The organism is Sodalis endosymbiont of Henestaris halophilus (assembly GCF_900161835.1).
GTDB lineage: Bacteria > Pseudomonadota > Gammaproteobacteria > Enterobacterales > Enterobacteriaceae.
In genome coordinates, this window is the sequence record NZ_LT897836.1 from 346,821 (window position 1) to 362,737 (window position 15,917).

Below are 15,917 nucleotides of genomic sequence, written 5' to 3' on the forward strand. Positions count from 1 at the left end.
CTTTTACTTAAAGATCTATTGTTAGATTATTAAAGATCTACTAAATAGTTTATTAAAGATCTATTGTTTTTATTATTAAGATCGTGCTCATCTGTAGATAAGCCATTTTTGAACAATTGATACAAAGCATTATAGATTTATATATCCTGTGAATAATCGGTGATTTTCGCCGATATAATTTGGGATCTTTCGTTATTGTTACTAAAACGTCGATACTAAAATAGGTGAATCAATTCAACAATAATCAATTGTCATTGTATCTTAGCTGTGATTATACATAAATTAAAATCAACGTGTTTTTATCTGTGCGATCCATTCTGTTATCCAAATTTCTGCCAGATCTTCAGGAATTTTCTGTTGAGCAATGTCTATCTTCAGCACTTCACCGATACGTTTTGCTCCGAGAGCTATAAGTTTTTGATTTAAGATGTCAATTGCATTGCAGAATGTATCATATTCGCTGCTGCCAATACCGATTGCACCAAAGGTAACCTCAGATAATGAAGGCTCTTCAGCCGTAAGTGCATACAGAAGCGGATGAAGATTTTCTGGTAGTTGACCGGAACCATGGGTAGAAGTAACCAGGAGCCATAAGCCTTTTGCACTCAATTCAGTTAATTTAGCACCGTGCAAAATCTGAATAGCAAACCCCTGTTGTTCAAGAACTACAGCAACGTGCTCAGCAATATATTCAGCACTACCTAAGGTACTGCCGCTAATGATGGTTATGTCAGCCATAATAGTCTCTCGTTAGATAAAATTAAGAAGGTATTACACGTAATGCTTACTGACCAAAATATACCTGAGGATAATGGTGTATATGAACTTAGCTTGCTAAAACAATACAATCATAAGATAATACGAATTATGAATTATTACAAGGTAAGATTATCGTCTTTATAAATCAACGCTAAGCTATCGTTTGCATTTTATTAATAAATAACTATTGCATTTCATCGATAGAGCAATACATATAATCAATATGTTTTCATATCCGTTGTTGTAAAAGATGTCCTCAGTTTCATGCAATGAGTGAAGTTTTTTGAACATTAACAGTTAACTTTTAGTGTTATTTGACAATAATAAAATAGCTTACATCATAGCTAAACTATTTTGGGATATAATATTCACGCAAGCCACTGGTGATAGTATTAGTCATGTTACATGTTTCTAGATTTATATCCGTACATTGCCGAAATTAATGTTTAAAGTTTTGACAAGTTTGGAGTAGGCCATACGTATATTCAAAATTAATACCACAAAATAAAACGCTAAATAGCGACAATTTGATAAGTTTTGTTATAATGATTTCGTCACATGACGATCTTGTAAAGAAGATTTATTGCCTGACCACGGGATCAGGCTGCGTACTATACAAACGAGCTACTCTTTTAAAGAGGTATCAAAGCAGAAAGATGTTGTTGTAATTTTTACTAATGTCATTTTTATAATACGATAACGTGCCAGGATGGAGGCGTTACTTAAGGATAGTACAACTATCATTTGCTGTGCTTATCTAAAACTTTTAGATAGATTATAACTAAATAAATTATCGACATATGCCCCTAACGCAAAGGTTTTGTTAGCTTTTAGGGCATTCTCATCATAAAAGCAACCAAAACGGTATAGTTATAGTACACATTACAATTTTAAACAAACTATTTCATGCAAAAACACATTGTGTATGTGGTAGTACTCCAAGCAGATAACAATAAAATTCATTTTTTAGTGTGTTGGGATGCCAAGAACGGACAACTATACTGTCAGTTGCCACAACAAGTAACAACTGACTAATGAAAAGTTTTTTAGGTTATACCACCACTTCCACTAGTGAGAATACTTACTTCATCACATTGAGCTGAAGTAATTATTGTGTAACTAAGAAATACGCTTAACAGCTATATCCCAGTGATTTGAACAATCATTCTCATCTTATTATCTAACCAGTAATATGTGGATTTCTTATTAACAAAACAGTGCCAAATGCAATTAGCTTATAATAAATTGTGCTACTAAGGCGGGCATAGAAAAACATCCGTTATTTTTCTAATCGTTTCTACTACAGCGCAAGGCGAGACATAGCAGAAACATGATGCACTAACGTTGTACAAACAAGAAAAAATAAGATTTAACAAGTTTTATCGGCTATTCATTTTTACTGATGCTTACCTGATCGAGTATTTGAATTTTTGGTAATAAAGCAATAAGAAAATATCGAGTTTTGCGTCAGGATAATCGGAACATAAAAGAGAAAATACTGATAGATTTGCCGCTAAGCATTCTGCTACGATAAGGCGATAGAGTTTATCACCACATGCAGAAGCATGTTTATCACATGCCATAGCGTGTGATTTAGCAATCTTTGTATCAAGGGTACGTATTTTATTAATTAATAATTTCAGTATCAAAATATTTTTATTTAAGAAAATTCACGGTCTGTCAAGAAAGGTTAAATGATATTCATAAAAGCGTTATCTTTTTTAATCAAAATAGCAAAGTTATCGTAATTATAGTAAATAAAGTTGCTTAAATCTTCTTACATGAAATAATTAAAGGTGATCTAATACATTCACTTAAATCCTTACAACCGAATCACTCGCTCCGAATGATGCTATTTTTCTTGTTTATGAAACTAATAGCGCGTTGATTGTAGAGCATTATGGCTTTATAAAGCAAAGTTCTATGAGTACTAATTGATACAAAATCACCTGTGCCGATAACGTTTTCTGCAAGTGTCTACCATGAAAGCTAAGGCTGATATATACTATCTTAAACTAATAATGAACATTAGTGCGTTTAGCATATCAAATCCCTCTGCTAACCGATAGCACTTTGCAGTACGGCGGCCTAAAATATGTATTTATATGCAACTAGTATTACAATGTTGTATGACTAAGGTTTATACAATTAACGTGTATAGAGTGTCTTGTCAGACATATTTTGCAGTATGATAGTCAAAATGACTTTATTAAAAATATCGGGAGAAAGAAATGAAGTTTAGATGCTCATAAGAGTTTTTGTCAGCACACAATTAAGCAATTACTTAGCCTGAGTTTGAAAAATGTTTATATCCTTTTAATAATTAAAGATTAAAACTATTTGTTGAAGATACGAACATTAGTAATAGTAATTTACTATTAGTATTTAACATCACTCAGTTAATGAACTGGCAACCTATTAGCCTTTGTTTTATGGTCATTCATATAGCATGGATGTTACTGCCTATATGATTCTGTATAGATCGCTAAAACGTAAAAACCTTTCAGCAAAACTACCACTTTTTACAGCGGTAGTAGTAAATAATAAGATAATTAGGTATTAAATCTAACCGTTGATAGCATAATAAATAAATTAGAAATGGTAGCTATAATAGCTGGTCAGTGTATATAATGCTCTAACTAAAATTAATGTTTTAATGTAATGATTACTAATCATTTACCTACAGTTATGTAGAAATAAGATTGTTGCGGATGCCGGTTTAGGTGTCATTTGATCAGCAATACAATGCAAATAACTTTATTTCTAACCGATTATTCTTTAGCCATATACTTATTAAGATCTTGTCATGCTGGGTTTCCATCCTGCTGTTATACTAAGGGAATTTATTATATGTGCTGTGGTAATTAATTGCAAAATATAGCTTATTCCTGCGACCGGCAAATAACTTTTGTTATGCATTCATAACAGTAAAACAGGTGTTTAAAACTGTTGTTGCAAGTTTCTATATTTATTTTTTTGGTTTTTATTAAGAATAATAATATATGCGTTTACGCAATATTCTTGCGTTATAATGTAAAATGCATTTATTAACCTTGATCTTTAGTCAGTATAAGTTAGCTGGCTAAACATCGTCCTATAAAATAGCTCTTTAAATTATTTAAAGAGATATATATAATAGTTAAACTCTTGCTTTAGACAGCGAACCGTGATGATGATTAAAGGATATTAAGCATCTTCCTCAAAGCAAATATGCTTTACCAAAACTTATTGCTAACAAACAAGATAGCATTTTATATATTCTAAGTAGATAAAATTCTTACAGATTAAATACTATTCCATGTATTATAATTATTTCTACAAATAAAGGTATAAATAATATTTATTATATAAATAACGCTAAATAAATATCATAAATATAAATAGTTAGTTAATGACTTTGCAATAAAACGATCAACTTTAGTATCAAAAGTACAGGGATGTTTATTTTAATAAACATGTGCAACCACCACACAGAGGATACAATTAACTAATATAATTATAGCATTAAACGCGTGTTTATTTATTTTATTATATGTAATTAAATTACACACAATAAATTATTTGATTATAATGTTGCTCTTTATTATACACCACAACTAAAATTTCGTGTTTTACCAATTAATTACTCTCAAGAAAATACACCGCTAATTTAGCGATGATGTTAATAGTTGTTTATTTAATCAACAGTACATTTATGTAAGATAACTATTCAGTTAATTCCTTGGTTATATCGTTAGTAAAATTACTAATCGTAGTTTGATCATTAAAATAATGTGTTCTTCTGCTTTTCATGTTATAGCAATTAATGTTATGTTTTATTAAACATCAAAGTATCTCTAACATTGGAAAATACTTTATATATTAATTATATCAGTATAACTCATCACACGAGCGTTGCAAATAATTTATACTTTTAAGTATTTATGTAAGCATAAATAATGCTTCTGTGCTGCCTGATATTCAGCATAAATAAGATGTGCTTTGCCGAAAAATCATTTTTTAATTATGGTAATGATGACCTCTTTACCATAGAGGTTATTTTGTGCTAAAAAGCAAGTTTTTTGATTATTTTAGATTTTTGTTATTATGAGTACTTCATGTGAGTTATTTCTAACGTGTTTTTACTAACTCATCATACGGATAGTCAAAACATTTTCTGACAATGCAAGTATATTTATACGTCCGACTTTAAATTAAAGTTAAGTTAACACTCATTTATCCCTCATCCTGCTATTTATCAGCAGGATGCAAATGATTGTCATTTTCAGAACTATAGTAATCTTACATTATCAGACGTTGTCTTAATCACTAGACATCATGAAAGATGACTAGCCATTCTACCTCGAGCTTTTCCCCAACTAACTGGCATGAAAACCTGTTGCAAGTATCTGTGCTATTGCTTTGTTATTATTCTTTTCCCGTGTGTTCATGTTTGCGGTTATGCGCCCCACATTAGTTAGCTGTTTATGCTGCTGTTTGTGATTCACAATATTTATTGAAAATAACATCAAAAGCGATTTTTTGTTATTTCAAGATTAGATCTATTGATCACGATAATTATCTAGATAGAGATTATTATATAATTATAAAAATTGCTACCGTTGCAGGATACAAGAACCTTAGTGTTTATGCCGCATGTTTTATTTGTGATCTTGGTTACTTTTCTTTGATACATAGCTTAAAAAGACAAAAGCTTTACTTTAGTGCATAGTGCTGCTGGTAATGTTACACATATGCAAATATGCATATGTGTCTTTTGTAGATAACGTACTAATCATTACGATTAAATTGCTTGTCTACAACCTGTTACGTTTAGTCGTAAATTCCGATGATAAGGATACGCCCATTGCAAAAAATAGAAGAAATGCTCATTGTCACTCTAGCTGCATGAAGCTGTATGTTGCATGTATAAAAACGTCCTCATATTCGAAGAATTGCTAATTTTCAGGAAATGACCATACCAATCGCATGGTGCGTAGTGAGTTGTTAATAATTTATTCTTTATATTTATGCAGTGTACACTATATCAAAACATCTTATTTTGCTTAACGAACGATCTTTCTGGTAAAAGCAGATTACAAGTCCAAAAAATTAATCATTTTAAACATTAATTTCTGTTTGTCGGCAAAGCTATTCTAGGTTATCTTCCGACCAAAAAAGATTTACTGTGAACTATATAATACCAGATAAGTTTAATGAAATTGTCTTGGTAAGAGTGACATAATAATTATTATTAATCGGATTAAATGTTCTGAATTAAAAAGAAAAAAGAGCTTGTTACGTATTTTAGTGTTCGAACTAGATATGCATTTCCGTGAAATGGGAGCTTTTCTTCTTTTAATTCTTCTAATGACTGTCGTTAATGTACGTTATAAATTTTCACATGCGATAAAATGTATTTAAACTTCGCTGTTTAAGCTATAGCCATAAAGGCTTTACTAAAATAGTAGTAATGACACGCAAACTTGTTTGTCAATCCTTCGGATTCAGATAACCCCCTCCTGAAGCGGTAATATCTTGCATGATATTCTGCTAAAGTTAATCGACTTTAGCGCTAATTTACTTTGCATGAAGACCGAGGTTATTGCGAGATACTATAATTTTTCGCGCGAACAATTGTTAATAATGTTGTTAATGCGCATCTCTTTGCGACAGGAACAAAGGCATGACGGCTATCCATTTCTATGGTTGCTTAAAATTTTTTTATAAAACAATCACTTTATTGTAACTAATATATTATAATGTTTCGCCCCTAATATGTTTTCGGCGCAAACCATCGTTTGACACATAGCAATTTTATCGGCAACCCACGATATGGACATGTGGTTAATTCGCCAGATTATGGTGTTCAATCCTCGATGAAATAATTAACGCTCATACTAATATTACGCTCACTAGCATATTTAATATCCGCGTCTGCTCTTATGTCATTTGTCGACTAAGAGAAATGCGTTACCGCATAAGTCCGATGACCTGTATTGATAATCCCTGTGAGCAAATTGTATGAGGTCTAAAATACGTAACTTTTATCCCCAGAGGATAACAACATTTTTTAGTCTCGGCTGGCGAGATGATCAATAAAGCACACAAAATACTGACAGTTATTACGCTATAAACCAAGGTGTCACAATTAATCCCCTTTGTGCCCCCGTCACTTGTATCGCCAACTAACATATTTTAAAGGTTATATTATCTGTCTGTGCATCAAATTTAAGCCATGATTTTCTCCTTAAGTATGATGTGCTTCTGCAATCGCTAATATTGTCTGCATATTGGCATACAACCAACCCACAATGTTATATCTTGCTTTTATCCCCCTTAAGGGCTATTGCATGCATGGCTATTTTGCAACTAATATCGGCCAATAACGACTAGATTGATAACGTCGCTAAAAAATAATTTAATACCCACAGATAGTCCGCAAGGTCTCATTAGCTTTGCCAGAGACAAAATAAACCATGCTAATAGGTATGTGTGGTTTTATTGTGTGTATATTACCTTTTCAATACGATTTATGGTCTTTAATTAGCACTCACGCATTTTAGCAATTTTTGTCACTATTCTATACTCGCGCATTTATGATTCTTGCCACGAGCACAAATATGCTACGGCCGTATTTGTCAAGACGATATTCATCGTTAATTTATAAAAAATGTCTTAGCTGATGTGACGTTAATTTTTGATCTCATGGCTTTAAATATTGCATGAAGGGGGCATTTTTTTACTAAATTGACTTGGTGGATCACATATTTCGTGTTGTTAAGCTGTGATCCTGCAATCAAATAAACTTTTAAAAATATGGCTTTAGCAAGTTCTACTTGGCCAGCGCGCAACGCACATTTAAATCAATACATATATTACTGCGTTAGGATTCGTTACAATACCTCCGAGTAGTATGGTAAAAGATATGTCTTGATACGGTTTTGTGACTTAAAATAGAAATAGGTATAAAGATTATCAATTAATCGTCTAGACGTCTTTTGACACTAAAACTTCTTAATCGCAGCCTATAAACTGTTTGTTATATTGCTCGCGTTATTAACGAGTTCTTTTCTGTTACGGAAGTAGCAACACTATCAGTAGTCGGCCAGTATGTATACTTCAAGTCTCGATAGAGGGTTTATACCAACTGGGTAACTTGGTGCTCAATAATGCTTAGAGCATACTTTTAAGTAGTATAATGCCTTTCATGATAATCTCATTTTGGTCATGCAGTCGATATAATTGTCTTACATCATGATGATTTAATGGTGTGGAATAGATTGTTTCCCCATTAAAATTAATAATCTTAATAACCGTGGTGCTCTATTGATGCATTGAGCACTGCAGTGCAATCACGTTATGATTAATGTTAATACCCAGGTTATTCGTAAACTCATCTAAAATGAGCAGCGATTGTAATAAAATCACGGCACAAACAATACAATACTAACTTGTTATATATTGTTATTAGACGTTAAGTTAATCAGCACAAGCTAATCAGTATATTGATAGCACCATTCTTTAGCTTAATAGACAACGCCTAGGTATTGTGTGGCACAACTCCGTCTTCGGCCGTCAGGGCCTACTCCACCGCTGGCATTATGATATATTAAAGCGATGTTACGCCATTTCTGATAATGTTAGAAAGCTTTAAAGATTATTCAATATATGAATATTGTCACCTTTTTTCTGATTGCACGTCGTCACTTTTTTGCGCATGGTTTATTCTTACGAGATTATATATTGCCATTATAAAACGTCCGAATTCAGAGTATCAAATAGGCTAGTGAGTTGTTAACATGTTAACTTTACGTAGAGTTAATGTCCATAGGATTAAATTATTTATCAGCCGCTACTAATAAGATTAAGTTATTTGAGAACAAATAGTTAAGTTACTTAAGTCTGGATGCGTGTATATAATTATTTTAAGCTGTATTTTGTTCTATACACACTATATTGTATTATTCTATCTATTTATTTTTGGAAAATATCTCCTGCTGCCGCTGATATCCTTAGTTTGCGGCTTTCGTTGATAGACTTAATCGTCAATAGCACGTTGCCGTTAAGTATAATGACAAAGGATCTCTTGCCGAGCATAACTAATACAAATTGCTCGAAAAGCATTACCTCCTTGAGTTAGTTAAAATTACGCTCACCTAAATGAATTTTGATCAAACTTTAATGAGGCGCAGCATCATCTTCTCGACTTGAAACTTGTTATTGTCCGCCAAAGGAATAAACGAAATATGTTGTGATTAAAAGATCCTTATCACAACTATGCTTCCCCTTCACTTTTTATATTACGGCAGATCTTATCTAGGTAAGATTGGCTGAATTTAGCTTATAAATAATAAATGAAAATTGTTAATCATAGCTACTTTCTAGCGGACTTTATATCCGCTTATCTAGTTTGATACACAATTTAAGGAGATAAAAGACCGTCGATAGAATGAGTTAGCAACAATGTTTAGTCTTTTGAGCTAGTCGACCAGACTGCCTGGTAGAAGGATAAATTTATCTATTTTATTTTGTAAATCTTGTGCACTAGTAGTACATTTTATTCTATTCCTAGCTATGGAATGCAAATGACATAATTAGTTTTTTATTGCTATCACTCATAAATCAAATCTTTGTAGATTACACAAAAATAAATAATTTTAATTTATTTAACGGCTATGCTACATGTTGTTAGCAATTAAACACGTTGTAGTCATATCTTTCTTCCTTTGTAGATCTAATTCCTTATCGCGAATGTTATTTTTTAACAATATATAAATGTTGTGCAGGTTATTTGTTTAATTAGCTGCACTAACAATACACGATGTAACAAACAAAATCTTAGTAATAAACTAAGCAAGGCTATCACGTCATTATTTATGTTAAGTCAAAGAAAGAATGACGAATTTTTAATACGTTATCACTACATTCAGTAGATTTTGTTCCTTTTCATTAAGACGTTAATAGCTATCGCTACTAGCGTATAAGTATGCGGCTTCCGTTGAATATTATGAATGTTTGCATTTGCAACGCGTAAATATCAGCATTTTCCGTATCATAAGTAAACAAAAGCAGGAAAACTAACGTATCAATCTGTTCATGCCGCCTTGTTTATCTATATTGATATTTATTATTTCTGGCTAACTCAACCTTTGCAGATAACACCGTGTGTTATTCATCTGTTGCTTATGAGTAATAAAATAAACAGTGGTTAATGCTCGGTGCTAAATTTATTTAGATAAAAATTATCTAAATACTTTATATCGTTGCAGGATAAAAATCGTATCGTAAATATTGGTGCAATAGCTGAGGTATTGCAAAAAACTGAGAATGTTATTCTAAAGTTCATAACTTATTTAACGCGTAAAAGTACAGTTTTTGTTAAACGGTGTAGTATTTTTATTGTTTGGTTGACTGTGTTGTGGGGGTTACCTCTGCTACTTAGCGGTTGTAATTGTCTCCTAGGCGTCAAGAACATAATGATTGAAATACAGTACTGATGCTAATATTTATTAGCTGATTTAACTATTTCAGCGCCCGGAGCTGCTAAGCCAATCCGGAAATAATAACTTATGAAACAAACTAGCAACGTCACTATGGCGTAGTTTTTATATTCTAAGCACCATAGTTTCGCAATGATGGACATCATTGTAGCACACAGCACGAATAGTAAACATAGGATACATATGATAACACATTAACATAGAAATCTTAGTGAAGGTGATTAGTAAAATACTTTTTTAAGATCGTCAAGATCTGCGTTATTAGCAATACGCTAATCTAGCGAAAGACGACTGTCTGCGATATAAGTAGAACTAAAATGCGTATATAAAACCAAAAGCGAGCAATAATCACTATTGATAATATATTGTTCACTGTAATCTAGAAAGTATATACAGTACAAGCAAGCTAGTTAATTAGTTATATCTCTATCAAATAAGCAGAATATGTTTTGCAAATAGATGCAAATAACATATCATTTTAAATGAAGTTATAATTATTAATTATCACTTAGAATTAAGATTCTAAATCCTCCTCTTAGGACTATCAGTGGTATGCTCGCTGTACTAGCGTATATATAATATAATTAATAAACTTTATTAAGTTAAACAACTCAAAAAAAGATAATATCCGTTAATTAATCTTAACAATTATACTCTAACGGCAACGGATAACGTATGACGCCATAACTTCCATGTTTATTTTTTTGTAAAAATCAAAAATAACTGCATTTATTTTAACAAAGTTGTTTAATTGAGTCTAAATAATAATAACTTAATAAATAAAAACAAGTTTAATGTATTTGATGATTGATCATTTTAATAATATATAATAAGAATTATTAATTGTGGTCGTATGAAATACGTTGTCTGCTAGACAACAGGTTGCCTGGTAACATGATGTGCACTATTTGTGCTACCTATGAGAGCGCAATATATACGTGCACAGCAGCTAGGCTGTTAATACCAGCACTAACCATTTTCTGTCAGACACCTACCTGTGGTTGTGGGGATAACATCAATTATGCAATATGCGATAGCCATGATGAAGGCAGATAATGCCAAATTTAGTTTGGCAAGACTACAAATGTTGACATTTGCTGTGTACCCCCCAAGATCTTTACATCGATATTTTACATGTTAGTAACACTACCGGCAGATATTAATATCACGATTAATACTTGATTTTTAAGAACTTAAATGTTTACGCTAGCATTGCGTTGTGTGTATTTACAATGCTGTAAATGAAAACGAATACTTAAAGTAAGTATCAACAACCCATAGTTGCTTGCACTAACGTTACCCCTCAGCTGTTAAATTTTTTTTCACACCATAAGCGAGAACTAGCAATTCCTTTGTTAAGGATGTTCCCGCGCTTTATATACACTTTGCTAGTACGTTGATTAGTCTGTTCACTTATGTTATTAGAGTTAATTTAACATAGACTTATTCTGCGTTACATTAAGAAGAATGCTATTTTACTTTTTAAAGAAAATAAAGATTACGATATCGTTCATTATCTTTAAACTTAACTGTTGAATCATCAATAAAAATGCTCAAAACATGCTAGCTGGTCTGGTTATTGCTAGAGTGCTTTCTCTGTCTAAGTTTATCTATTAAATTCAATGGTGCGTGCATATAAAATAAAAAAAATATAATACGCGTGTCTGATTTTGTGTCGATCTCACGGCCGCAAAGAAATTTCTATTTATTTTTCCTTAAATAACATCTGCATTACGCAATATTCATAGGTTATTTCAGGGTCAATAAACGAGCTAGAGATAACTTTTTATTTTATACTAAGTTCTTGATACGGATACCGGTTCTGCTAAAAACGCGACGAGGAGTAAAATCAGGCTACTGTAAACTATTATGATGAAATCATAAGTATGTCTGGGAGTAATAGTACATAAAACTAGGAGAATAAAAATCGTGATGTCAGCGCATTTGAGACAATAAAGCATTATGCAATGATTACATTTTAGAGGAGCATACGGAAATTTTAGGTAATGACAGTGGAAAGCAATCTGTCATTCGGGACAGAAAATCAAATATATTTATTTGCCGAAAATAATAATGCAGCAGCCGCGGCTGTGCTAGGCAGTTCTTTGCCACATGTGTTTATCACTACTACAAATATGCACATATATATTATTTTATGACATAATTAAATGAATGAAAGACAGCAATCAGATAAATATAAATCGTATCATCTTTTCGCTTTTATGGTTGCTGAATAATTTTTGATCTGGCTGATATTTAATTGTGATTAAATGCTTAATATCTGAAAGAAATAAATGACATGTAAAAATAAGTTTTGCTCTGGCAAGATCATAACTATTACCCCAGGCAATATTTGGTTCTTCCAGCAGGCTAAGAAAATTGTGGTAAGGTTGCTGTTCTCAATAGGGACTTCCGTAAAAATTATTGGTAGCATATTTCATCTATCATCACAATGTTAGTATAGGTTAATTGATCAATAAATAATCAAGTTATTAAATTTTTATTCGTCGCGTAAAATACCTGAGTAAAATATGCGCTTGTTTTATCCTAGTTGCTCCGATTTATCATTTGTAGCTGCTGCACAGTGATATTATATCTATAACTTTGTCTGGGTTTGCTGCCATGATTTTAATATTACGTCTATAAATACCAGGCCATCGTTTTATAAAATGTTAGTTATTCATGAGCTATATTTTGTGTGATTTATGGTCATTTTATATCTAGTTTTATCTCATAGATTTTCTTGGCACTTAAATTATATCAGCTAGCAATATTACAATGCTTATATGCGTACCACTTAGCTTAGCTTATGCGGTATTAAATACGATTCATTATTTGCGGATTATTCTAATAATCTCAACGTGCATAATTTGGATGCCACAATGCCCTTATCTACCTATTTTACAGATCTACGCATTTTTACTAATTTTAACAGATGTTTTAAAACAATTTTGTATTTGATATACAATACTCTTCTCTTTATCTATTTGTTACATTTTCCTTGATATTAATACTAAAGATATACTCTGCGATCTTTAGTGCTAAATGCAAATAGCGAAGTACGACAAATATTTTACATGTATTCTCTTATTGTGTAAGAGACATAATAATTATAAAAGCATAGTGTAATTTCATTACCTAACAAAGTCAATTTTTGGGGTGTTCAGTACTACCACAATATTAATCATCGTATAACTTCTTGATTTTAAGATACATTGTTATCTTAACGCATATAAAAACTTTATTTCCGCTACCACCCGTATGAAAATACTGTGATGTATAGTATTTAATACTATCTGATTAATAATGAGGTAACATTGGGTTAAGCAAATATGTTAGTGAACAAACATTTTATCCGGACGAGCATCTATTACATAGATATTTATATTATTATATGTAATAGGTTATTGCAATTAAGGTATTACCTTATTATTTATTATTACACGTGCTTTAATATGTAAAGTTACCTCTTATAAAAGATAAGAGGTGAAAGCAACATATAACTTTAAACATAAAACCAAATTTTTGATAAGTAAAATGGCATAATTTATGCTCGTTTTTTCGCGATGTATTTATTTACTGCAAAGATAATCTTTATCTCTTTTATAGTTATTATTCACTTTAATGCATTAACGTCAAGAAACTTTTTTCTTTAATCATTCGTGTATTTATTATTTTATTTTAAATAAACATTATTTGCTATTAAGTAAGAAAACTAAATACAATCATTTAATTCAAGCTGCTTTAAATATATTTACTTTAGCAACCAAAGACCATAAGTAAGATTATTGATTTAAAATCAGAATTACTCTTAGTGTATCATCCTAAAATTCTTACTTACTTAACAGTATATTTACTTACTATATTATTTATTAATATCTAGCATTCAGGTAGTTGTTATAAATATTAAAGTTTTCTGAATGTTTATTCATTTTTTGTCATTAGATATAAATTATTTTAACGCTTATTATAAAAGATCAAAGATATTATTTATAGCATTAATATTTTTTGCTATGTATATTCATGTAATTTATCATCAGTTGTGGTTTCATATTAATCGAGAGTGCAATTAGGGACACAAATATTTTGTACCTATAACAATGTTAATGTAGATCTTATGTAAGTATTTTATCATTTACTTTTAAAAAACTGAGTAAATATATTTGCTATGATACACTTAAGTATGTGAGTTTACATTAAACTAACAACCAAATTAAGGTATTATTGTGCACCTTAGTTAATGTAGTAGTAATTTACTGACTAATTTAGATTTATAGTAGGTTAGTTGTTTTTATTTACATTGAAATTAATTATTTGTAATTAAAGTTATAAGAGTTAGCTATTCAGTCATAATTTGCTAGATAAATTTTCTTAAACGATAAGTAAAACGTTACAAAATGTCATTTTATTCGAAAGTATTGTATTTATGATTACTAAAATACAAGTTTAACAATTTAAAATATAAAATTAAATACTAAATATTACAAAGATCTTGATGTGAACTTCAATTAGTACTTCTTATTGATGCAATGAATTTAGAGCTTAATACCTATTCGTATGAATGTGCCATGTTTTGATATTTATCGCAGTATTTATTAGACTCATCTATTACCTTGTTTCTAAGTTTGATATCTAGCGCATCATTAAAAGTTATTTTGTAGACAATATAGCATATTTTATTATCGTATTTCCTAACAATATAAAAATTGCATTTATCGTAAATTAATTTAACGTAGTCAAATAGATTGTTTGAATGGCATGCCAAAGCATAAAAAGCCATTTGTATTCAGTAGCAAAGATATGCCTTATAAAGGCAAAACATAAGTATGAGGTATACTTGAATGCATCATACTATTAACTGTTAGTGATTAGTAAAACTGCTTAGATGAATCTAATATTGCAGCATCACTTAGATTAAGACTTAAAGCGTTAAGCCTATCTAACGAGATTTTTAAATTTATATGCTCGTAGAAATACTAATCGATATAGATATCACTGACGCTAATTCTAGATTTTAGCCGTTAAAGATCTGCAAGGTTTTCTTGAGATGTATGTGATTAACTTGCTAGTTGCTACCACAAGGAAAAATGCTATAGCAATAACGCAAAGCACCACGAACGTGGCATGCTGTATGCATAATCTCACATCGGTGGCACATAGTTGAAGAGTTTTGAATGCAAGAGCCTTGCAAATCGATTTATAATTAAAAATTAAGATGTTTAACATGCAAACTTGTATACTTGATAAAGTAATTTTGCTGGGGCTTACATTTTTGAAAAAAAAACATGAATAAATTTAGATCAAGTTAATTAGCTAAATGCATGAACAGAGCTGATCACCACCTTAACATTGACTAATAATAAAGCAGATATTATAAATTTTTTAAATCGCTCATCTCGTTATTCTCATGATCATATGTAATCTTAGTTTTAAAGTAATATAAGAGCAAAAATGTCATTAGCAATTTAATAGTGATTGCGTTAAGAGTAGAAATATAAAGTAAAAATCTACTTCGTGGAAAATATTTCTCTATTTTGTATTTATATTGTTAAGGTATCAAAGGTAATATACTAAAGGTAAAATAAATACAGTGAGTTGCGCATATTAATAAGTGCAAATTATGATTAACTAATTAAAAATTATTATTTTATTTGTTTGTTATATCTGTTATTGTTA

The 15,917-nt window shown here is 30.8% G+C and carries 1 protein-coding gene; it reads right to left on the reverse strand.

Translation table 11 applies throughout. From position 1 onward, the window contains the following. Positions 1-288 precede the first annotated feature (288 nt). Positions 289-738 (reverse strand): FMN-binding protein MioC, encoded by a 450-nt coding sequence (mioC, locus tag HBA_RS00755; protein ID WP_097032155.1) that lies wholly within the window; start codon positions 736-738, stop codon positions 289-291. Between the last annotated feature and the right edge of the window lie 15,179 nt (positions 739-15,917).